The organism is Bradyrhizobium semiaridum (assembly GCF_020329505.1).
GTDB lineage: Bacteria > Pseudomonadota > Alphaproteobacteria > Rhizobiales > Xanthobacteraceae > Bradyrhizobium > Bradyrhizobium semiaridum.
The window spans coordinates 77,670-97,570 of sequence record NZ_JAGKJJ010000002.1; the positions used below are offsets into that span (position 1 = coordinate 77,670).

Consider the following 19,901-nt stretch of genomic DNA (forward strand, 5'->3'; position numbering starts at 1 on the left):
AGATCGCGGCGCTAGCGCCGGGTAACCGGCATGGTCGTCGGCTGGCCGAACGGATCGAGCTGCTGCTGCTGAACGACCGCTTGCCGGGCCGCTCGTGCCCGGGCGATCCGCTGGCGTTCTCTCCGATTTGCGGCTCGCTTGGCCTCGCTCCGCTCGGGCTTCTTCTTCGCGGCAGCCTTCTTTTTCTCCGCTGTCTGCTTCTCGGCCGTCTTCTTCTCGACAGTTTTGGGCGCCGCCGGCGGGTCAACGACGACCTCCGGTCCGCCGAGCGTCGCGATCCTGGATGCGGCCGCGAGCGCCTCGGGTGAGGGCGGCGGCGCGAGCATCACCGCGGCAGGTGCCGGCTCGCTGACCACCGCAGGCGGTTCGACAATCGCAGCGACCTTGGCTTCGGCGGGCGGCGGCGCGGCCTCGGCAACGGATGGAGTGGGCTGCGGGCCCGGAATAGGGTCTGCGCTCGGAGCCTGTGGAGCGGCCTCGGCCGGTTGTGCCGGCAGCGCCTCCACGATGACCTCAGTCTCCTGCTTCGGGGCAGCCGGCGCTGGCTCGTCCGCCGCTATGGCAGCGATCTTCTCGGGCTCCGCGGGAGGCGGCGCGTCAGCCGCAGGTTCGGGCATCGTCGCAGCGGCTGGCGTCGGTGCCGGAACAGGCGCCGTATCCGCGCCGGCAGCGGGCGGCGGCTCGACACGCACCATGGCCAGCATTGGCGGGGCCTCCGGCGCTTGTGCGAATTGCGGCTCGGGCGGGACCCGGCGGGCCGGAATGCTGGCGAATTCCTCATGCGCAGCGCGCAACAGCGCCGCTGCGCCCAGCCCGAACACCAAGAGCGACGTCGCCAGCACGATCGCGGCGAACAGGAAACGAAGGCCGGGCAGCATGGACGCGGTTTCCCCCTCTGCGGGAGGTCTTGATGTCGAAGGGAACGCGGTGACCACACGAAAAGCCGGCGTCGCGGGCGCGAATCAGGCCGATTCGAGGATATCGCAACGCTTGGCGACTGTTTGTTACAAAATGCGCGCGATTGATGACTTCAGGCACGTGGACAGCGTTTCCTGATCCGTGAGACATCTTTGCCGCAGCGTCACGTGACATCACAAAATGCCCGTATTGGACCGGATTTCGCGGAATTGTCTTGAATGCGCCGCTATCTTCCGTCATTGGGCCGTTAACGGTCCGGTGTGGCTTGGGGACTATACAAGAGCAATGATGATCAACCGCATTCTGACGATTTGCGCCGCGGCGGCGCTCGGCGCGGCGGGAACCTCGCTCGCGCATGCTCAGCAGCGTTATCCGGCGTCCCAGGCTCCGGTCTATTCCGCGGCTCCGCAGCCCTATTCGCCCGGCAGCATGCCGGATTTCGATGCGTTCGACGATGACGATGCGCCGCATAACTCGGCTGCGCTGCCGCCGCCCGGCCCGGTGACGTCGCCGGATGATCCGCGCTACGGCCGTCCCGCGAACGCTGCGCCGGTTTACTCCGACCGCACGCCGACCGGTCCCGTGATGTCGCCGGACGATCCGCGCTATGGCCGTCCGATGAATGCGCCGCCGGTCTACTCCGACCGCGCGCCGACCGGCCCCGTGATGTCGCCCGACGATCCCCGCTACGGCCGCCCGATGGGTCCGCCGCCGGTGATCTATGGTGACCGTGCGCCGCCTGCGCAGCAGCAGGCCTATCCCGACAATTCCGTTCCGGCCGCCAACGTCGTCTATGGCGCGACGCCGAACGGCGATGATCGCAACGGCATACGGCCGCCGGAAGCCGTTGGCGTCACCGGCACGGTGCCGCCGCAGCAGGCCCCGATCGGGGCCGACGGCAAGCCGGTCCAGCTCGCGGCGTTGCCGCCGGACGAGCAGCCGGAAGACGGCCCGGCACAGCTGCCGCCGAACCTGCGGCGCCAGGAAGTCGCGTTCGCCACCAAGGAGCCCGCGGGCACCATCGTGGTCGATACGCCGAACACCTATCTTTACTACGTCCTCGGCAACGGCCGGGCGATCCGCTACGGCGTTCGCGTCGGCCGCGACGGCTTCACCTGGACCGGCGTGCAGAAGATCACCCGCAAGGCCGAGTGGCCGGATTGGCATCCGCCGACCGAGATGATCGAGCGTCAGCCCTATCTGCCGCGCTTCATGGCCGGCGGACCCGGCAATCCGCTCGGCGCCCGCGCGATGTATCTCGGTTCGACCGTGTACCGCATCCACGGCACCAACCAGCCGTCGACCATCGGCAAGTTCGTCTCGTCGGGCTGCATCGGCATGCTGAACGAAGACGTCTCCGACCTGTTCGAGCGCGCCAAGGTCGGCACCCGCGTGGTGGTGCTGCCGGGCGGTTCGGCGCCGGGAGCGGCTACGGCGTCCGCAGCTCCGGCCGGTGGCGGCCCCGTGGCCTCCGCGGCGCCGCAGGCTCCGCTGCCCGGCACCCAGCCGACCACCGTGCAGCCGCTGCCCGCACCGGTGACGGTCCGCTAGGCCGCTCCAGATCGATTTGGAAAAGGCGCGCCTCGAGCGCGCCTTTTTTGTTGCAATAAGCCGTCTGCGATTGCGTTGCCGATACGAGGCCGCGCTAGCTTCAGGCGAGGCGGCGCGGCGGCTCGTTGCCCTTGGTGAAGGCGTCGAGGCACGCGACCATCTGCTGGTAGTGCGTTTGCAGGCTCTCGCGCGTCGCGTAGCCGAGATGCGGCGTGATCACGACATTGTCGAGCTTGCGCAGCGGATGATTGGTCGGCAGCGGCTCGACCGCGAACACGTCGATCCCGGCGCCGGCGATGTTCCTGTCGCGCAGCGCCGCGAGCAGGGCGTCCTCGTCGACGATCGGCCCGCGCGCGGTGTTGACGAGATAGGCGGACGGCTTCATCCGCGCGATATCGGCGGCGCCGACCAGGCCGCGCGAGCGCGGGCTCAGCACGACATGGATGGTGATGATGTCTGATGTTGCGAACAGCTCCTCCTTGCTGGCGTAGCCGACGCCGGCCTCCTTGCACTTCTCGGGCGTCAGGTTGGGGCTCCAGGCGATGACGTTCATGCCGAACGCCCTGGCCATGCCGGCGACCTTGCTGCCGAGCTTGCCGAGGCCGATGATGCCGAGCGTCTTGCCCTCGATCTCGGTGCCGGCAAAGGTCTGCCAGGGTTCGCCGGCATGCATCCGCGCATTCTCGCGGCCGATGCCGCGGGTCAGTTCCAGGATCAGGCCCATGGTCAGCGGCGCGGTCGGATCCTGGCTGTATTGCGTGCCGCAGAACACGACCTTGCGCTCCTTGAGCGCCTCGGCGTCGATCGCAGCGTTGCGCATGCCCGAGGTGATCAGCAGCTTCAACTTCGGCAGCTTCTCGATCAGCGTGCGCGGGAACGCCGTGCGCTCGCGCATCGCGCAGATGATCTCGACATCCTTCAGCTTGCTGGCGGCGTCGGCCTCGTCCGCGAACGGCTTGTCGAACACGGTGACGTCGACCCGGTCTTTGATCGCAGGCCAATCGGCCACCGAGAGCGCGAGATCGAAATAGTCGTCGAGGATTGCACAGCTGAGCCGCGTCATTGGCAGGTCCGTTCATGGCGAGGAGGACGGCGCGAAACGAGCCGTCGAGAGTCCGTCATGCTCGCGCGCAATCGGTAGCTGCGCAAGCGGAGTCGGCTTCAAAAACCGGCGATTGTGACGTGGATCAGGACGGCTTGTGCGCCTTCGCGGTTCGGATGTCCGCGATCATCGATTGCACGGCGGGCGACAGCGCCATCTGCTTGGCGCGACAGGCCGGGCCCGGGCCGCGCATATAGTGCAGTTCCGGCCGGTAGGTGCTGAATGCCTTGGCGGCGAACGCGTGCCAGAAGGCGCGGAATTCGGCGAACAGCGCAGCCACGCTCCGGGTCGGATGCAGGGGAGATGCCGAGATGATGGTAGCCATGACACGGCCTCTGCTGTTTCGGTCGCGGTTTTGCCGCGAAAAACGCCGTTTTCGGCGTTCGAGACGAGTTTTGGCCTGATTTATTAAAAGATGGTTTCAATTGTCGTGATCCGGTGCACACAAGGCAGGACCCGCGCGGACATGGTGTCGGACCCGTTACCGCCGCTCGCGAAAGGGCTGAAAACGCCTCCCCTGCGGTTGCGCTTTCAGGGGCCGGCCGTTACATCGGCGGCAGCAAAATTTCCACAAATCGGATCGAATTCAGGGACAGCGGATGGCGCGCCAGTTCATCTATTTCATGCAGGGTCTGACCAAGAGCTATCCGACCCGCAAGGTGCTCGACAACATCCACCTCAGCTTTTACCCGGACGCCAAGATCGGCGTGCTCGGCGTCAACGGCTCGGGCAAGTCGACGCTGCTCAAGATCATGGCGGGGCTCGACAAGGAATATAGCGGCGAGGCATGGGTCGCCGAAGGCGCCCGTGTCGGCTATCTCGAGCAGGAGCCGCAGCTCGATGCCAAGCTCTCCGTCCGCGAAAACGTCATGCAGGGCGTCGCCAAGCAGAAGGCGATCCTCGACCGCTACAACGAGCTCGCCGTGAACTACTCGGACGAGACCGCGGACGAGATGACAAAACTGCAGGACGAGATCGAGGCCCAGGGCCTGTGGGATCTCGACAGCAAGGTCGACCAGGCGATGGACGCGCTGCGCTGTCCGCCCGACGATGCCGACGTCACAAAACTGTCGGGCGGTGAACGCCGCCGCGTCGCGCTGTGCCGCCTGCTGCTCGACCAGCCGGAGCTGCTGCTGCTGGACGAGCCGACCAACCATCTCGACGCCGAGTCGGTGTCGTGGCTGGAAGGCCATCTGCGCAACTATCCCGGCGCGATCCTGATCGTGACCCACGACCGCTACTTCCTCGACAACGTCACCGGCTGGATCCTCGAGCTCGACCGCGGCCGCGGCATCCCCTACGAGGGCAACTACTCGTCCTGGCTGGTGCAGAAGCAGAAGCGCCTCGAGCAGGAAGGCCGCGAGGAGGTCGCGCACCAGAAGACGCTGGCCCGCGAGCAGGAGTGGGTGGCGTCCTCGCCGAAAGCGCGCCAGGCCAAGTCGAAGGCGCGCTACCAGCGCTACGAGGAGCTGCTCAAGAAGGCGAGCGAGAAGCAGACCCAGACCGCGCAGATCATCATCCCGGTGGCCGAGCGGCTCGGCGCCAACGTCGTCGACTTCGAAGGGTTGAGCAAGGGCTATGGCGATCGCCTCTTGATCGACGATCTCACCTTCAAGCTGCCGCCCGGCGGCATCGTCGGCGTGATCGGCGCCAACGGCGCCGGCAAGACCACGCTGTTCAAGATGATCACCAAGCAGGAGAGGCCGGACAAGGGCACCATCACGATCGGCGAAACCGTGCATCTCGGCTATGTCGACCAATCGCGCGATGCGCTCGACGGCAGCAAGACGGTGTGGGAGGAGATCTCCGGCGGTAACGAGCTGATCCTGCTCGGCAAGAAGGAAGTCAATTCGCGCGGTTACTGCTCGGCGTTCAACTTCAAGGGCGCCGACCAGCAGAAGAAGGTCGGCGCACTGTCGGGCGGCGAGCGCAACCGCGTGCATCTGGCCAAGATGCTGAAGTCCGGCGCCAACGTGCTGCTGCTCGACGAACCGACCAACGACCTCGACGTCGATACGCTGCGCGCGCTGGAAGAGGCGCTGGAGGATTTTGCTGGCTGCGCCGTCATCATCAGCCACGATCGCTGGTTCCTCGACCGCATCGCGACCCACATCCTGGCCTTCGAGGGCGACAGCCATGTCGAATGGTTCGAGGGCAACTTCCAGGATTACGAAAAGGACAAGATGCGCCGGCTCGGCCAGGACAGCATCATCCCGCACCGCGTGAAGTACAAGAAGCTGACGCGGTGATCCGGTGGTGCGGTCGGACGCGGACATCGCGCCGCATCCGGCTGTAGCCTCATTGCAAGGATCGTGACCGCATCGCGGCGCGTTCTGCGGCCAGTTGTCGCTTTTCAAATCGGCGGGATTGCGTAGATAGAGCGCTCCGCACTCCAATCCTGCGAGCACTCCAACATGTCCGTCACGTCAGACGCGCCGGTCTCAGCGAAGGGCCTGCGTCCCGTTCCGATGCTGATCTTCGGGTCGCGCTGGCTGCAATTGCCGCTCTATGTCGGCCTGATCATCGCCCAAGGCGTCTACGTCGTGCTGTTCCTCAAGGAACTCTGGCACCTGTTCGCCCATGCCTTCGATTTCAGCGAGCAGCAGATCATGCTGGCCGTCCTCGGCCTGATCGACGTCGTCATGATCTCGAACCTGCTCGTGATGGTGATCGTCGGCGGCTACGAGACGTTCGTCTCGCGGCTCAATCTGCAGGGTCATCCGGACGAGCCGGAATGGCTCAGCCACGTCAATGCCAGCGTGCTGAAGATCAAGCTGGCGATGGCAATCATCGGCATCTCCTCCATCCACCTGCTGCGCACCTTCATCGAGGCGGGTGCATTGGCGTCGGGCAAGAGCACCTACACCGAGACCGGCGTGATGTGGCAGACCATCATCCACTGCGTCTTCATCCTGTCGGCGATCGGCATCGCCATCGTCGACAAGCTCTCGAACGACTCGATCGAGGGCGCCAAGCAGGGCGCCGGGCATTAGCCCCGCGGCCTCGCGGCGGTTCACAGCGATCCGTTGCCGTGATAAGCACGGCACGACCATCGCGGGCGCCCGCGGCGCCCAAAGCACCGCTGCGAACAGGCTGCTGGATTTGACATTGCTCCGCGCGCTCGCCTTCGGGCTCCTGCTGGCTCTACCTTTCGTCTCGCCCGCGCGTGCCGCCGACGCCGCCTTCACCCAATTCATCGACTCGCTGTGGCCGGAGGCGCAGGCCGCGGGGGTCTCGCGCGCGACCTTCGACCGCGAGACGCGCCGCCTCGAGCCTGACTACAAGCTGCCCGATCTGATCCTGCCCGGACGTCCGAAGACCGGCGCGCCGGCGCAGGCCGAGTTCGTGCAGGTGCCTGCGGACTACGTCAGGGAAGCCTCGATCGCGCGGCTCGCCGCCGAGGGGCAGCGGCTGCTGCAGAAGTATCGCGCCTCGCTCGATACGATCGAGAAGCGCTTCGGCGTGCCGGCCACCGTCGTGCTGGCGATCTGGGGCCGCGAGACCGATTACGGCCGCTATGCGCTGCCCTACGACACGCTGCGCGTGGTGGCGACGCAGGCCTATGTCGGCCGCCGCAAGGATCAGTACCGCAATGAATTCATCCTCGCGCTGAAGATCCTCGGCGAGGGCGCGGTGACGCGCAAGGAGATGACGTCGTCCTGGGCCGGCGCCACCGGCTACACCCAGTTCCTGCCGTCGGAATATTACAAGCACGGCGTCGATCTCGACGGCGACGGAAAGGTCGACATCTGGCACTCGGTGCCGGATGCGCTCGCCTCCGCCGCACAGCAGCTCGTCAACAAGGGCTGGCAGCCCGGCGTGCGCTGGGCTTACGAGGTGACGGCACCCGGCAATGTCGATTGCACGATGGGCGTGCCCGAGGTGACGAAGCCGATCGGCGAATGGCTGCGCGCAGGCTTCGTGCCGGTGCGTGGGCAGAAGCTCAGTGCCGCCGAACAGGCGCAGCCGGCCTCGCTGCTGCAGCCGGAGGGCATCTACGGTCCCGCCTTCCTGACCACGCAGAACTACTTCGTGATCAAGGAATACAATTTCTCCGATCTCTACGTGCTGTTCGTCGGCCATCTCGCCGACCGCATGACGACCCCCTTGCCGTTCGCGACCCCATGGGCCGCAACCAAGCAGTTGCGCTCCACCGATGTCGAGGCGATGCAGCGGCATTTGACCCGGATCGGCCTCTACAAGGACAAGCTCGACGGCAAGGCCGGCATGCAGACCCGCGCCGCGCTCGGCGCCTATCAGAAGCAGGCTGGGCTGAAGGTCGATTGCTGGCCGAGCGAAGCGGTGCTGCGCGCGATGAGCGCAGCGCGCTGACTAAGCATGGTCCGGAAAAGCAGTCTTCCCGCGCGACAAGCGCGAAGCGCTTGCGCGGAGACCATGCTCAAACAAGGAGCTCAAGCGCGACGACGATCTAACCCAATCTCATCGCGCTTTAGCGCGCATCTATGAGCAAAGAAAAACCCGGCCGCGAGGGCCGGGTTTTCGAAAGCAGAAATCAGCGCCAGCAATCAATCGCAAACCTGGATGCGGCGGAAGCGCCAGCCGTAGCCGTCCCAGAACCGCTCGCGAACCCAGCGGCAGGGGGCTTCTTCGACGTAGGTCGGAGCGGGCGCAACATAGACCGGCGCCGGACGGGCACCAGCAATCGCACCGCCGAGCAGGGCACCGCCGACCAGGCCGCCGACAACGCCGGCTGCGACGGCACCGTCGCCGGCCTTGGCGGCCGGAGCAGCAACGGTCAGCGAACCGGCGATCGTGCTGACGGCGACAAGGGCAGCTAAAGTCTTCTTCATGTCTTTGGCTCTCCTGGAAGTGTGGCGCCATGGTTCGGCGCCGGGGTTTGGGTGATTCGCACGCTGGTCTCGAACTGCTGTCTTGCTAAACAGCGCAGAACAGTCAATCGAAAGTAAACGTTCACAGGCTCATGGCGGGAAAAAGCGGTTTTTTCTGGCCACCGGAAACAGATGGCCCGGAAAGCAGTCGGTTTTCCGGGCCATCTGGTTCGAATTAATCAAGATGAACGAGCCGGTCAGAGCGTTTTCGAGCGAAGTGGATATCAGTTCGCGTAAAGGAAAACGCGTCAGGACAGGTCTAGTCGCAAACCCTGACGTTGCGCACGCGCCAGGCGTAACCGTCCCAGAAGCGCTGGCGCTGCCAGAAGCAGCCGGGAGGCGGGCCGTAGCCGGGGTCGACGACATAGGCCGGTCCGGGCGCATAGTAGCCGGGGCCGTAGTAGCCGTTCTGCGATGCGATCGCGCCGCCGACGATGGCGCCGCCGATCAATCCCGCGGCGACGCCGGCGGCGACCCCACGTTGTGCCTGGGCCGGAGCGGGCACCGCCACTGCCGAAACCGCCAGTGTGGCGACGGCGCAAAGCGCCAGCAGGGTTTTCTTCATGGCCTTCACCTTTCTCTGATGAGCAAAGGACAGCAAGCGGTCTGTCTGGCTCGAAAGTTCCATATTCCGCTTGAATGATCAATGAACAAGCCCGCCGTATTTGGGCGCCGAAACCCGGCAAGCTTATGGAAAATCCGGTGGGCGCAACACCGGGAAATGTACCGCCGGGCACCTGTGGCCGCGCTCGCGCGCGATGAATCGCAGTCGAACGGCAGTTTAGACTCGTTCCAGAATGAATCCTGCATCAGTTTGGAATTGCTTCAAAAAGCGGTTTTTCCTTTTGCATCCCGGCGGGCCGGACAATATCGATAATGGTCAGCATCACCGACCGACCTGCCAGCCCTGATGATTGTCTGTTCCTGTAACGTCCTCAGCGACCACGATGTCCGCAATGCCGTGAAGGCGGGCGGGCCCGACACGCGGCATGCCAAGCAGGTCTATGGCTGCCTCGGCTGCAGTGCCGAATGCGGCCGCTGCGCCCGCACCATCAAGGCGATCATCGACGAGGCGCTGGGCCCCTGCGCCAAGGCATGCTGCGCCGGCTGCCCGCATAGCCATCCTCCCGCCGCCAACGGAGACGCCGAGCCGGCGAACTTCGCCCTCGCGGCCTACTGACCCCTTCCAATCGATCGGAATCCCGGTTTTCCACGCGCTGTGGCGCGCGAAGTGGTTGCTTGTGCCGGCAACCTGATTTAGAAGCGTTCTAAATTGAGATTCCGGCCGATCCGGCCGCGAAAGGTGGAGTGGATCATGCAAGGCGACCCGAAGGTCATCGACTATCTGAACAAGGGGCTGCGCAGCGAGCTGACCGCCATCAACCAGTACTGGCTGCACTACCGGATGCTCGGCAACTGGGGCCTCATGGAAATGGCCAAGGTCTGGCGCAAGGAGTCCATCGAGGAGATGGAGCACGCCGATAAGTTCGTCGACCGCATCCTGTTCCTCGACGGCTTCCCGAACCTGCAGGTACTCGACCCCCTGCGGATTGGCCAGGACGTCAAGGAGATCATCGAGTGCGATCTGGCGGCCGAGATCAGCGCCCGCACGCTGTACCAGGAGGCGGCGACCTACTGCCACGGCGTCAAGGATTATGTCAGCCGCGACCTGTTCGAGAAGCTGATGAAGGACGAGGAAGACCATATCGACTTCCTCGAGACCCAGCTCGACCTGATCAAGCGCATCGGCCTCGAGCTCTACACCCAGAAGCACGTCGGCCATCTGAAGGGCGACGAGTCCTGATGGACTCGCGCGGATCAGCAAGGCCTTAGCCGCAATGCAGAAAGGCCGCCCTCGGGGCGGCCTTTTCGATTTCGGATCGGGCTGGCTCAGATCGTCAGTAGCAGCGGGTGATGTTGACGGTGCGGTCGCCGCCGCGGCCGGGAACGACGACGCTCTCGGTCGGGCAGCTCGACACGTAGGGGCGATCCGACGGCACCACGTTCGGCGGATAGCGGTGCGCCCAGTCCCAGGGCACGTCATAGGTGTAGGTGTAGCGGATGTCGTTCGGGATCACCGGCGCGGCCTGCGCGACCGGCTCGCCGGGATAGTACGGGCCGCCATAGTATCCGCCGGCAAGCGGGAAGAAGCCTCCGGGCACCCGGCCGCCGTGGCGGAACGCGGGATGCGGACCGGCAAAGGCCCCGCGCGGTGCCGTTCCGGATCTGGCGAAGGTTTCGGTCGCGGAGCCAAGCATCAGCGCTGCAACGCCGATCGACGCAACAAGCACCGCAGAGGTTCGATACGCCATGGCACGCACCACTCGATTACGCATTGTGCGGACGCTAGGCCGCGCCGCGCTGCGCCCGCAAACCCATAGTTAACTAATGGTTAAGAATTAAGGTTAACAGACGGTTGCGATTCAAAACGGCGGCAGGCCGCGCCGTGTCGCGTCACAGCTGGGTCTTGTAGCGCTCGTAGACGGCTTCCTGGCTCTCCGGCTCGCCGAGCGTGGTCTGGTCGTGGATCACCTCGCTGATGCTCGGGAAGACCTTGCGTTCGAGGCGGCTGTCCGCCGCCCACAGTTTCGAGCGCATCAGCGCCTTGCCGCAGTGGAAATAGGCTTCCTTGACGTCGATGCGCAGCACCGCGCGCGGCGGCTTGCCGAACTCGATCATCGCGGCGAGCAATTCCGGATCGGCGGAGAGGCGGCCCTTGCCGCCGACGCGCAGCGTCTCGTCGATGCCGGGCACGAAGAAGATCAGTTGCACGAAGCCGGAGCCTTCGACGATGTTGCGGAAGCTGTCGATGCGGTTGTTGCCGGAGCGGTCCGGCATCAGCATCTCGTTCGGCCCGGCCACGGTCACGAAGCCCGGCGTGCCGCCGCGCGGCGAGGCATCGACGCTGCCGTCGGAGGCGGAGGTCGCCAGCACGCAGAACGGCGACATCGCGATGAATTTTTTCGCGTGACGGTCGATCTCCGGCCGGGCCTTCGCGATCACGCGCGCAGTCGGCTGTGGATAGATCGTGGCGAGGTCGGAAGCGGCAAGGTCGGTCACGGCAGGTCTCCGGTGCTGTTGCACGCGACACTAGCACCATATGCGCCCGCCGTCATTTCGACGCCATCTAGACTGCGTCGGCCGGAACGAAGCAGCTGATGACGATGGCGCCGCGATGGTGCGCATACCACACCACCGCCTCGCCGACCGGATTGCCGCGATCGCGGATGATGGCGCGCTCGGGCACCAGCATCCATTCGCCCTCGATCGGCACCCAATAAGCGCCGCCGCGGACCTCGTAGCTGGTGCGATGGCCGTCGGAGATATCGCAGCAGGGCACGCCGTTGGGTGCCATCACGCTTTTGAACCAGGCGCGGACGTCGGGAGGCACATTGTCATACTGGCCGTTGTCGAACGCGAGCGCCGCGCCCGCCAACAGAGCGAGCCACGCAAGCAGCGCGATGGGCGCGAGCCGTCGCATTGCATTCCTCCGCGATATCTGGTGCAGCATCCGCGCAACGTTTGCCGCGCGCGAATCCGTGGTTCGCTCGATTGGACACGAACCGCGCGGAGGTTGCATGCTCAAAGAATCGGCGAAGCAGTGCAGCGAAACTTGATGCAGTGCGAGACGCGCAGCGCTCAGGACGATGTCCTGCGCGCCGTCCTTGCCGGCTTTGCCGTGACATTGCTCCACACCATCTTGAGCACGCTGCGCAGCGTGGTCACGTCGGTTTTCGCGAGCCGGACATTGGTGCTGCCGCGCTTGCCCCAGCTGTTCGGCGCGGGCCGGAAGATCTCCGGCTCCGCTGCGACCACCATCGCCTGTTGCTCCGGCGTCAGCTTCACCATGCCCCAGGCCTCATTGGGATAGCCCAGCGTGGCGAAGATGCGTCTGCCGACGCGGAAGTCGGCGAGGCCCTGATACCCACCCTCGATCGCCTCGGGGCAGGCTAGCGCGATCTTGCGGAAGCGGGCTTGCGACATGCGGCCGGTCCCGACCGTCACATCTGCGGTGCCGTCTGCAGCACCTCCTGCAATTGCCTGGCATAGAATTTGGCGTTGCCGGTGGTGAGATGGCCGCGCGTCTCGGTACTGGCCGGGATCAGGTAGATGCTGCCGTGCTTGATCCGCTTCACTGCGGCTTCGGTGACGCCGGTCTCCGGCGGATTGCGCTCGTCATCGGCGGCGTTGATCGCGAGCAGGGTTGCTTCGATCTTCTCCATTCCGGCGGACGGGTCGTAATCGTGCGAGGCTTCCCACTGATAGATATAGTCGTTGGCATCGGCGGTGATCGGCAGCGCCAGCTGCTCGTCGACCATCTTGTCGGCCTGCGGCGCCGTTGGCGCCAGCGTCTGATAGCCGAGCGTGCCGCCGGCGCTGGCGAAACGATAGGCGGCGATGGCGTATTTCATCATCCGCGGCGGACTGGTGTAGTTGCCATCCTTGTAGTCGGGATCATTGCGGATCGTCTCCAGCATCATCCGCCGCAGCATCCAGTTGCGCGCTGCCATCGCGGTCGGCTGCGAGGCCATCGGCACCAGCACGTCCATCATCCTGGGATAGCGCACGCCCCAGATCCAGGTGTGCATGCCGCCCATCGAATTGCCGATCACCAGCCGCAGGTGCTTGACGTTGAGGCCTTCGGTGACGAGCCGGTACTGCGCGTCGACCATGTCGTTGTAGTCGTATTTCGGAAAGCTGGTCCGCATCGCATCCGACGGCTTGGACGATTTGCCGTGCCCGATGCCGTCGGGGATGATGATGTAGTATTTCGCCGCGTCGAGCGGCTGGCCGGGGCCGAACAATTCACCGGCGAAGGTCGGCGTCAGCATGGCGGCGGCCGAGCCGCCGGAGCCGTGCAGCACCAGCACCGGCTGTCCGGTCGGCGCGCCGATCGTGGTGTAATGCAGCCGCAGCTCCGGCATCACCTCGCCGGTGTGGAACTTGAAGTCCTTCGCAATCCACTCGCCTTCCCTGGGCGCGGAGTCATCAGCAGCCATTACCTGTACCGACATCGAGACCAAAGCGGCCACCAGCGCCGCGCAGCAACGGATCATTCTGCTTCTCCCCAAGCGCGGCGCCTTTGTCCAGCCGCTTGGATGCAAGCCTAGCATGACGGCGCGAGCCGTCCGAGAGGCGCGCGACGCGGCTGGCGAAAACGTGTTCTGCTAGCTAGAGCCTAATGAGACTAGGTTCGGTCGGAACGGCAGTGTTGGTTCACCTCTCCCTTGGGAGAGGTCGGCGCGCAGCGCCGGGTGGGGGGTACGGTCTCTCGTTGGAGCCGCGGCCCCTCACCCGATTGCTTACGCAAATCGACCTCTTCCCGTCGGGGAGAGGTAGACCGAAGCCGCGGTCAAATCGATTGAACATAAACTTCATCCCGTTCTAGCTCTCCCTCAGCACGTTCAGCGCATACCATCCCCAATAGACCCGGTGGCGCTGGATCAGGCCGCCCTCGATCTCCATCACCTCGACGAGGTCCATCTGGTCGCCGTCCGGCGCTTGCCGCGGATATTCCCAGGTCAGGATCCGGCCGTCGCTGAAGAAGCCCTGCTTGAAGCGCCGGCGCTGCGGCGGGTTCGTCTGGAACACCCGCGTGATGAATACGCGCAGTGCGTCGGTGCCGCGGACGATGCCCTCGCGCGTCTGCATCAGATGCTGAACCAGCGGGCTCTCGATCGACGCATCGGGCGCATAGAGCGCCAGAGCGCCCTCAAGGTCCTTGTTGCCGAGCGCTTCGTCCCAGAGCCGGTAGATGCGTTCCGCGTCGTTGCTGCTGCTTGTCATGGCGGTTCCTTCTCTCTTCTGTCGGATAGGCGCGGATTGCAGCCCATGAAGAGGCCTCGTTGTTTCAGGAAAAGCTGAAATGAGTTTCGTTAGTTGGCGAATGCGGATAGGACGTTGCGGTCGGTATGGAGGACGCTGACATGGAGTCATCCCGATCGGTGCAGACCGGCTTCTCCCGGATCGCCGAGGCGCTCGGCGATCCGGCACGCGAGGCGATGGTGAGCGCGTTGGCCGACGGCAAGGCGCTGCCGGCGGGCGAGCTTGCCGCGGTGGCCGGCATCTCGCCGCAGAGCGCGAGCGCGCATCTGCAGAAGCTGGTCGATGCGCGCGTGCTCTCTGTCTGGGCGCAGGGCCGGTTCAGGTACTATCGGATCCGGGACGACGACGTCGCGGCGCTGATCGAGAGCCTGGTCGATCTGGCTGCGAAGTCCAGCGCCACGCGCAAGCGTGCGCTGCCGGCCGAGCAGCTCAGGCAATCGCGCACCTGCTATCGCCATCTGGCAGGCCAGCTCGGCGTGCTGCTGTCGAATGCGCTGATCCGTCGCCGGCTCGTCCTCGTCGACGGCCGCAGCGGTGAGGTGACCGGGCAGGGGCTGGCCTGGTGCCGCGCCGAACAGATCGATTTCGATCCCGCGCGGCAGCCGCATTGCCGGCTCTGCAACGACTGGACCGAGCGCGTTCCGCATCTCGCCGGCCCGTTCGCCAACGCCGTTCTTGCGCGCCTGATCGAGACGCGCTGCGTTGCGCCGCATCGCATCCCGCGTGCATTGCGGATCACGGATCGAGGACGCGCCTTCTTCGACCGGCTTGGCGTGCGGGTGCCGTTCTAGTCTGGCGCGGGGGCAATTTCGGAATATTGGAAGAATATTCCTGAGCTGCCCGACATATCAAGTCGCTTTGTCCTGTCGCTTTGTCGAGCGCCGCCAGCGCCGGCTCCTTTGCATGGGGTTGTTTTTCGAGATTTGGCAAAGCGCACTTGCGATGGGGAACTCTAGCGCCCATCCTCGACCTCGGTCTCCGGCCGGTCATTGCCGTCGGCGGTCTCGGTCAGCCACTTGCCGTCCGCTGTCTCGTACTGGATCGCCTCGGTACGGCCGGGCACGCGCTGTTCGGCCGCGACGCGCCGCGCCGCGGCAAGCGCGGCTGCATGGGTGGGAAACGGCTCTGAAAACACCCCGTTGACGGTATAGGCCCAGCCGCCGTCGTGCTGGACGACCTTGTAGGTCACGTGGCTCATCGGGAACCTCGCTCCGCCGTGGACCATGGGGCTGCCAGAATAGACCACGATGTCGTATTTTGCAGCAGCCGATCGTCCTTGGAGCATGATCCGGAAAGCCGCCCCGGCAGCCGGGGACGGAGGGAGACCATTATGTGCCGCAACATCAAGACGCTGTTCAATTTCGAGCCGCCCGCCACCGAGGACGAGATCCACGCCTCGGCGCTGCAATTCGTGCGCAAGCTGTCCGGCTTCAACAAGCCGTCTCAGGCCAATGAGGCGGCCTTCAACCTCGCCGTGACCGAAGTTTCCGCGGCGGCGCGGCGGCTGCTCACCTCGTTGCACACCACCGCGCCGGCGCGCGACCGCGAGGTCGAAGCGGAAAAGGCCAAGGAGCGTTCGCGGCTGCGTTTCGGCTGAGGCCGTTGGCGATCCGTGAGCCGGCTCACGGTGCGGCGGCGCGGCGACGGGCATGGTCGCCATTCACCCGGCTCCGGAGCACCGCAATGAAGTCCGCCGTCCCGCTCGCGCTCTGTTCGATCGCATTCGCCGTGCTGTGGACCTGCGGCATGCTGTGGTCGAGCGGCGCGATCGACAGCGACAACGTCATCGTCCTGTCGATCTGCGGGGCATTCGCCGGCGTCGGCTGGCACTACGCGATGCGCTGGGTGCTGCAGCACATCCAGCTCGGTCCGCCCGGCGATCCCGGCGCGGACCGCTGAGCGCGCGAAGGGTTACTTCTTGTCCTTCTTTCGGTGCTTCTTCTTTTTCTTGTGATCGTCCGCGTCGTCATCGTCGTCGAAGCCATCGGCATCGACGTCGAGGGCGATCGCCTCCGCTGCGGCGCGTTCAATCGCATCGCGCTCGGCCTGCTCGGCGGCTTCGCGCTCCTTGGTCCGCTTGTAGTCCTCCCAAGCGTCGAAGATCATGTGCAGCCACGGCATCACCTGGTCGATCGACGGCAACTCGCCGGGTGGGCCGGCTTCGCCGCGCGGACCTGCCGGTCCCTGCGGCCCTTGCGGACCAGGCTCGCCGCGCGGGCCCTGCGGACCCGCTTTGCCCGGCGCTCCCGGCTTGCCTGGGGGGCCGGCCTTGCCCACCGGACCGGGCTTGCCGATCGGACCCGGTTTGCCGCGCGGGCCTTCCGGTCCCGGCCGTCCCGGATGTCCCTGCGGACCCGGACGTCCCGGCTCGCCCTGGCGGCCCTGCGGCCCTTGCGGGCCGCGGGCGCGCGAAATTGTGTCGTCAGCCACTGATATGCTCCGTCGAAATGCGGAGTCGCTTGTAACAGAGGTTGGATGACGGCTTCAATTCGGCCCGCCCGCGCGATCAACAGTCATAATGTGACAGGCCGGCGGCGAGGGAGAGCGCGTTGCGGCTGCTGATGGACACGCGCGGCGAAGCTGTGGGCGGACAATCGCGGCCGCAGACGCTCGACATCGTCGTGACGCGCGACGATGTACGCGACGAAGCGAGCTTTCGCGCTACCGGCGTGCTCGATCTTTACCAGGAGCTGTTTCCGGCGAATGAGCGCGACAGTCCCGACGACATCGTACGCTGGGTCTTGTCGGAGGACGTCGGCCGGCGCGAGCAGTTCGTGCTCGACGGCCGCGAGATCTCATATTGCCTCGACTCGCGCTGCTTCATTCTGCGCGCCGCCGAGCGCGCGATCGGGCTCGGCTTCTTCACCTACGACCACGCCAGCCGCCTGATCTTCTGCAACTATGTCGGCGTGGCGAAGGCGTGGCGCGGCGGCGGACTGGCGCGGAGTTTCTATCGCGAGATGGTCGGCATGCTCGATGAGCTGTTTCCGGACAATGCCGGCGTGGCGCTCGAGGTCGAGCCGTTCGATCGCGATCATCTGGACGCGATCATCTGCGATCTCGAACGCACCGGCAGGCGGCAGCTCGCGGCGAATGAGCAGGCTGCAATCCGCAGATTCCTCCGGCTGCGCTGGTACGACACGCTCGGCCATTCGGTGTTCTGCGATGCGCGCACGACGCGGCCGCTCTCTTGCCGTTCGCCATGTCTCGATGCCTCGCTGCCGCATGTGGCGTGGGCCGGTGCAGAAGAGGACTACTGGCTGATCTGGCAGGCGCGGAGCAACGCATCGCCTGCGGCGGTCAGCGCAGGCGAGTTGTGGCAGACGACGGTCGAGGCGATCTATGTCGAGATCCTCGCCAAGTCGCTCGTCGCCGAGGAGCCGTCTGGCCGGCGCGGCTATTGGCATTATGCGGCGTCGCTGGTCGCGCGGACGCTCCGACAGAGCGCGGCGGCCGACGTGGCCCTCGCGCCCTGTCTCAATCCCGCTGATAGCGTACTGCTGTCGCGCTGGCGGCGCCTTGCGATCGACCTGTCGATCTGACCGTTAGCTCGCCGCGTTCTCGCAATACGGCGGCACGTCGATGCCGTCGGCGGAATACTCGCGGATCTTGTTGCGCAGGGTGCGGACCGACAGGCCGAGCACGCGCGCGGCGCGGGTGCGATTGCCGTCGCAGCGCGCCAGGGTTTGCAGCACGAGTTCCCGCTCGACCTCCTCGACGGTCGCGCCGATCAGCAATGGAACGATTTCATTTGGCGCCAGCGATGGCGGCGCCGCTTCTCGCGAAGCCAGGGTGAACGCGTAGGACATGATAACCTCCCGACCAACGCCCGCTTCATCGATGAAGCGGATCGAGTACCCAACTACCCCAAGCCGGTGGTTTCACGGTGTGCCAGTTTGGTTAACAGCTCCTTAACGCGTCCCTACCTCGCTGTGGGTCAACAAAAATACCCCGAAATCGCCACGATTGCGGCTTGCGGCATCATAGAGTCCGATAACCGCCGTCGACCATCACGATCGAGCCCGACACGTAGGCCGACATGTCGGAGGCGAGGAAGATCGCAGGACCCACGATGTCCTCCGCCTTGCCGGGGCGGCCGAGCGGGGTGTGGTCCATGAACACCTTCACCAGATCGGGATTGGTGGCGCGCACCTTCTCGTTCAGCGGCGTCTCAATGAAGCCCGGGCCGATCGCGTTGACGCGCACGCCGTCCTTGCCGAGCTCGGCGGCGAGTGCCTTGGTGAAGCCGAGCACGCCATGCTTGGAGGCGGTGTAGGCCGGCGAGCTCGGCGTGCGCAGATGCACGAAGGACTGGATCGAGCCGATATTGACGATGCGTCCCTTGTTCTTGCGCAGCGGCGCGAGGAAGGCGTGCGTCACGTTGAAAACGCCGGTGAGATTGATCGAGATGATGTCTTCCCAATCCTTGATCACGGCCTCGTCCGCGCCCAGCATGCCGTTGCGGCGGGCGATGCCGGCATTGTTGACCAGGATCGAGACCGCGCCGACCTTCTCGGCCACCTGCCTGGCCATCGCGATGCAGGCGTCGCGATTGGTCACGTCGAGCGCAAAGCTTTCCGCCTTGCCGCCATTGCCGCGGATCTCGTTCGCCGCCTCCGCCGCCGCGTCGCCGTTCTGGTCGAGCAGCACGACGCGCGCCCTCTCGCGTGCATAGCCGATCGCGATGGCGCGCCCGATCCCGGAGCCCGCACCGGTGATGACGGCGATGTGGTTGTCGAGAAGGGGCATGGCGTTTCCTCGTTTGATTGGAGCGTTGTCGACAACACTATTCAAAACTGCGCCAAGCGAAACGCCAAGCCGCGTTTGCGCGTTGCTGTCATCCGGATTCGGATAACACAGGTTCAGCACATGGACCCGCATGTCAGACAGTGGAAACTTGCGATCGAGCGCTTTTGCGAGGCGCGCGATCCTGATTATGGCCAGATGGCCCGAATGGTGGCCGAGATCGCCGCCACCGATGTCGACGAGACGCTGCGGCAAGCAGCCGCACAGGTGCTGCCGATCCTGCGCCAGGCGGCGGCAAAATCCGCCGACCGCCGCACCCGCGCGATGGCGCTGCGCCGGCTCGGTCTCATCAGCGATGCGCTGCATATGCTGGCCGCGCCGCGGTTCGGCCGTCGCGGCCTGATGCCGAGGGGGGTGACGCAGGAAGACCAATACCGCCAACTGCTCGGCCTGCCGCTCAATCGCCACCTTGCGCCCGTCGGAGATCCACCAGGCGTTCAAGCACGCCGCCAAGACGGTGCATCCCGACGGCGGCGGCAACGGCGCCGCGTTCCGCGAGCTTGCCGCGGCGCGCGATGCGCTGATGAAGCATCGCTAAAGCATGATCCGGAAAACTGCGAAACGGTTCTCCCTCGCGACAAGCGCGAAGCGGGCAAGGCTGGTGCTTTGCCCGCATCACGCTCACCAATGTCGAATGCGGCTCAGAACGTGCAGGTGCCGCTGCTTAGCAGGCCGGTCTTCAGCGCGAACGCGGCATCGAAGGTCGGCAGCTCGACGCTGACGACGGAGAAATTCGCCGGCCACGGCGTGGTCGGAATGCCCTGATCCCAGATCTGGCAGAAGCCGGTGTCCTGCCAGCGGATCAGGTGATAGGGCGAGGCGCTGGCAGGGCTCGCTGCGGCGAGCGC

General features: G+C 65.4%; 26 protein-coding genes. 11 read left to right on the forward strand and 15 right to left on the reverse strand.

Going from position 1 to position 19,901, the window contains the following annotated elements:
* Positions 1-11: 11 nt before the first annotated feature.
* Positions 12-878 carry a hypothetical protein gene (locus J6500_RS02730; protein WP_225711129.1) on the reverse strand — a complete coding sequence of 289 codons (867 nt, stop codon included), beginning with the start codon at positions 876-878 and terminating at the stop codon, positions 12-14.
* A gap of 328 nt (positions 879-1,206) precedes the next feature.
* On the opposite strand from J6500_RS02730, the gene J6500_RS02735 reads away from it, so the two are divergent.
* On the forward strand, positions 1,207-2,469 hold the full coding sequence (locus J6500_RS02735; protein ID WP_225711130.1) for a L,D-transpeptidase: 1,263 nt from the start codon (positions 1,207-1,209) through the stop codon (positions 2,467-2,469).
* 100 nt (positions 2,470-2,569) lie between these two features.
* Here J6500_RS02735 and J6500_RS02740 read toward each other — a convergent pair whose 3' ends face one another.
* Positions 2,570-3,532 (reverse strand): D-2-hydroxyacid dehydrogenase family protein, encoded by a 963-nt coding sequence (locus tag J6500_RS02740; protein ID WP_225711131.1) that lies wholly within the window; start codon positions 3,530-3,532, stop codon positions 2,570-2,572.
* A gap of 124 nt (positions 3,533-3,656) precedes the next feature.
* A complete protein-coding gene (locus J6500_RS02745) occupies positions 3,657-3,896 on the reverse strand; it encodes a hypothetical protein (protein ID WP_225711132.1) in 240 nt (79 codons plus the stop codon).
* 274 nt (positions 3,897-4,170) lie between these two features.
* Here J6500_RS02745 and ettA point away from each other — a divergent pair, with 274 nt between their 5' ends.
* From ettA to J6500_RS02760, 3 genes are all read left to right on the forward strand, one after another.
* Complete coding sequence (gene ettA, locus J6500_RS02750) at positions 4,171-5,820, forward strand: energy-dependent translational throttle protein EttA (protein WP_225711133.1); 1,650 nt, start codon at positions 4,171-4,173, stop codon at positions 5,818-5,820.
* Positions 5,821-5,985: 165 nt separating this feature from the next.
* A complete protein-coding gene (locus J6500_RS02755; RefSeq protein ID WP_225711134.1) occupies positions 5,986-6,564 on the forward strand; it encodes a TIGR00645 family protein in 579 nt (192 codons plus the stop codon).
* Between the two features lie 109 nt (positions 6,565-6,673).
* Positions 6,674-7,903 (forward strand): lytic murein transglycosylase, encoded by a 1,230-nt coding sequence (locus J6500_RS02760; protein WP_376707747.1) that lies wholly within the window; start codon positions 6,674-6,676, stop codon positions 7,901-7,903.
* A gap of 194 nt (positions 7,904-8,097) precedes the next feature.
* Here the strand turns inward: J6500_RS02760 and J6500_RS02765 are convergent, their stop codons facing one another.
* On the reverse strand, positions 8,098-8,382 hold the full coding sequence (locus tag J6500_RS02765) for a hypothetical protein (RefSeq protein WP_225711135.1): 285 nt from the start codon (positions 8,380-8,382) through the stop codon (positions 8,098-8,100).
* Positions 8,383-8,680: 298 nt separating this feature from the next.
* Positions 8,681-8,986, reverse strand: a complete 306-nt coding sequence (locus tag J6500_RS02770) for a hypothetical protein (RefSeq protein WP_225711136.1) — start codon at positions 8,984-8,986, stop codon at positions 8,681-8,683.
* A gap of 345 nt (positions 8,987-9,331) precedes the next feature.
* Here J6500_RS02770 and J6500_RS02775 point away from each other — a divergent pair, with 345 nt between their 5' ends.
* Entirely contained in the window at positions 9,332-9,601 is a 270-nt protein-coding gene (locus J6500_RS02775) for a (2Fe-2S)-binding protein (RefSeq protein ID WP_225711137.1), read from the forward strand.
* A 135-nt stretch (positions 9,602-9,736) separates the two neighbouring features.
* Positions 9,737-10,225: a bacterioferritin gene (gene bfr / locus J6500_RS02780; protein ID WP_225711138.1), complete on the forward strand. Its 489-nt coding sequence runs from the start codon at positions 9,737-9,739 to the stop codon at positions 10,223-10,225.
* Between the two features lie 94 nt (positions 10,226-10,319).
* On the opposite strand, the gene J6500_RS02785 is transcribed toward bfr, so the two are convergent.
* The 6 genes from J6500_RS02785 to J6500_RS02810 all read right to left on the reverse strand — a co-directional run bounded on the left by J6500_RS02785 (position 10,320) and on the right by J6500_RS02810 (position 14,208).
* Positions 10,320-10,733, reverse strand: a complete 414-nt coding sequence (locus tag J6500_RS02785) for a hypothetical protein (RefSeq protein WP_225711139.1) — start codon at positions 10,731-10,733, stop codon at positions 10,320-10,322.
* 142 nt (positions 10,734-10,875) lie between these two features.
* Positions 10,876-11,481 carry an MSMEG_1061 family FMN-dependent PPOX-type flavoprotein gene (locus J6500_RS02790; protein ID WP_225711140.1) on the reverse strand — a complete coding sequence of 202 codons (606 nt, stop codon included), beginning with the start codon at positions 11,479-11,481 and terminating at the stop codon, positions 10,876-10,878.
* Between the two features lie 67 nt (positions 11,482-11,548).
* Positions 11,549-11,902 carry a hypothetical protein gene (locus tag J6500_RS02795; RefSeq protein WP_225711141.1) on the reverse strand — a complete coding sequence of 118 codons (354 nt, stop codon included), beginning with the start codon at positions 11,900-11,902 and terminating at the stop codon, positions 11,549-11,551.
* A 158-nt stretch (positions 11,903-12,060) separates the two neighbouring features.
* Entirely contained in the window at positions 12,061-12,405 is a 345-nt protein-coding gene (locus J6500_RS02800) for an MmcQ/YjbR family DNA-binding protein (protein WP_225711142.1), read from the reverse strand.
* A 17-nt stretch (positions 12,406-12,422) separates the two neighbouring features.
* Positions 12,423-13,478 (reverse strand): alpha/beta fold hydrolase, encoded by a 1,056-nt coding sequence (locus tag J6500_RS02805; protein ID WP_225711143.1) that lies wholly within the window; start codon positions 13,476-13,478, stop codon positions 12,423-12,425.
* 328 nt (positions 13,479-13,806) lie between these two features.
* Positions 13,807-14,208: a nuclear transport factor 2 family protein gene (locus J6500_RS02810; protein ID WP_225711144.1), complete on the reverse strand. Its 402-nt coding sequence runs from the start codon at positions 14,206-14,208 to the stop codon at positions 13,807-13,809.
* 140 nt (positions 14,209-14,348) lie between these two features.
* Here J6500_RS02810 and J6500_RS02815 point away from each other — a divergent pair, with 140 nt between their 5' ends.
* A complete protein-coding gene (locus J6500_RS02815; protein ID WP_225711145.1) occupies positions 14,349-15,038 on the forward strand; it encodes an ArsR/SmtB family transcription factor in 690 nt (229 codons plus the stop codon).
* 161 nt (positions 15,039-15,199) lie between these two features.
* Here J6500_RS02815 and J6500_RS02820 read toward each other — a convergent pair whose 3' ends face one another.
* Positions 15,200-15,445, reverse strand: a complete 246-nt coding sequence (locus J6500_RS02820; RefSeq protein WP_225711146.1) for a DUF2188 domain-containing protein — start codon at positions 15,443-15,445, stop codon at positions 15,200-15,202.
* Between the two features lie 132 nt (positions 15,446-15,577).
* Here J6500_RS02820 and J6500_RS02825 point away from each other — a divergent pair, with 132 nt between their 5' ends.
* Together J6500_RS02825 and J6500_RS02830 are read left to right on the forward strand one after the other, a co-directional pair.
* Entirely contained in the window at positions 15,578-15,844 is a 267-nt protein-coding gene (locus tag J6500_RS02825) for a DUF2277 domain-containing protein (protein WP_225711147.1), read from the forward strand.
* 86 nt (positions 15,845-15,930) lie between these two features.
* Positions 15,931-16,146 carry a hypothetical protein gene (locus tag J6500_RS02830; RefSeq protein ID WP_225711148.1) on the forward strand — a complete coding sequence of 72 codons (216 nt, stop codon included), beginning with the start codon at positions 15,931-15,933 and terminating at the stop codon, positions 16,144-16,146.
* A gap of 12 nt (positions 16,147-16,158) precedes the next feature.
* Here the strand turns inward: J6500_RS02830 and J6500_RS02835 are convergent, their stop codons facing one another.
* A complete protein-coding gene (locus J6500_RS02835; RefSeq protein ID WP_225711149.1) occupies positions 16,159-16,677 on the reverse strand; it encodes a collagen-like protein in 519 nt (172 codons plus the stop codon).
* A gap of 119 nt (positions 16,678-16,796) precedes the next feature.
* On the opposite strand from J6500_RS02835, the gene J6500_RS02840 reads away from it, so the two are divergent.
* Positions 16,797-17,789, forward strand: coding sequence for a hypothetical protein (locus J6500_RS02840; RefSeq protein WP_225711150.1), 993 nt, complete (start codon positions 16,797-16,799; stop codon positions 17,787-17,789).
* Between the two features lie 3 nt (positions 17,790-17,792).
* On the opposite strand, the gene J6500_RS02845 is transcribed toward J6500_RS02840, so the two are convergent.
* Positions 17,793-18,056 carry a helix-turn-helix domain-containing protein gene (locus tag J6500_RS02845; protein WP_225711151.1) on the reverse strand — a complete coding sequence of 88 codons (264 nt, stop codon included), beginning with the start codon at positions 18,054-18,056 and terminating at the stop codon, positions 17,793-17,795.
* A gap of 172 nt (positions 18,057-18,228) precedes the next feature.
* Entirely contained in the window at positions 18,229-18,996 is a 768-nt protein-coding gene (locus J6500_RS02850) for an SDR family NAD(P)-dependent oxidoreductase (protein WP_225711152.1), read from the reverse strand.
* Between J6500_RS02850 and J6500_RS32060 the strand changes: the two genes are divergently transcribed.
* Complete coding sequence (locus J6500_RS32060; protein WP_312018190.1) at positions 18,976-19,818, forward strand: hypothetical protein; 843 nt, start codon at positions 18,976-18,978, stop codon at positions 19,816-19,818. The genes J6500_RS02850 and J6500_RS32060 overlap by 21 nt on opposite strands.
* The last annotated feature ends 83 nt before the right edge of the window (positions 19,819-19,901 follow it).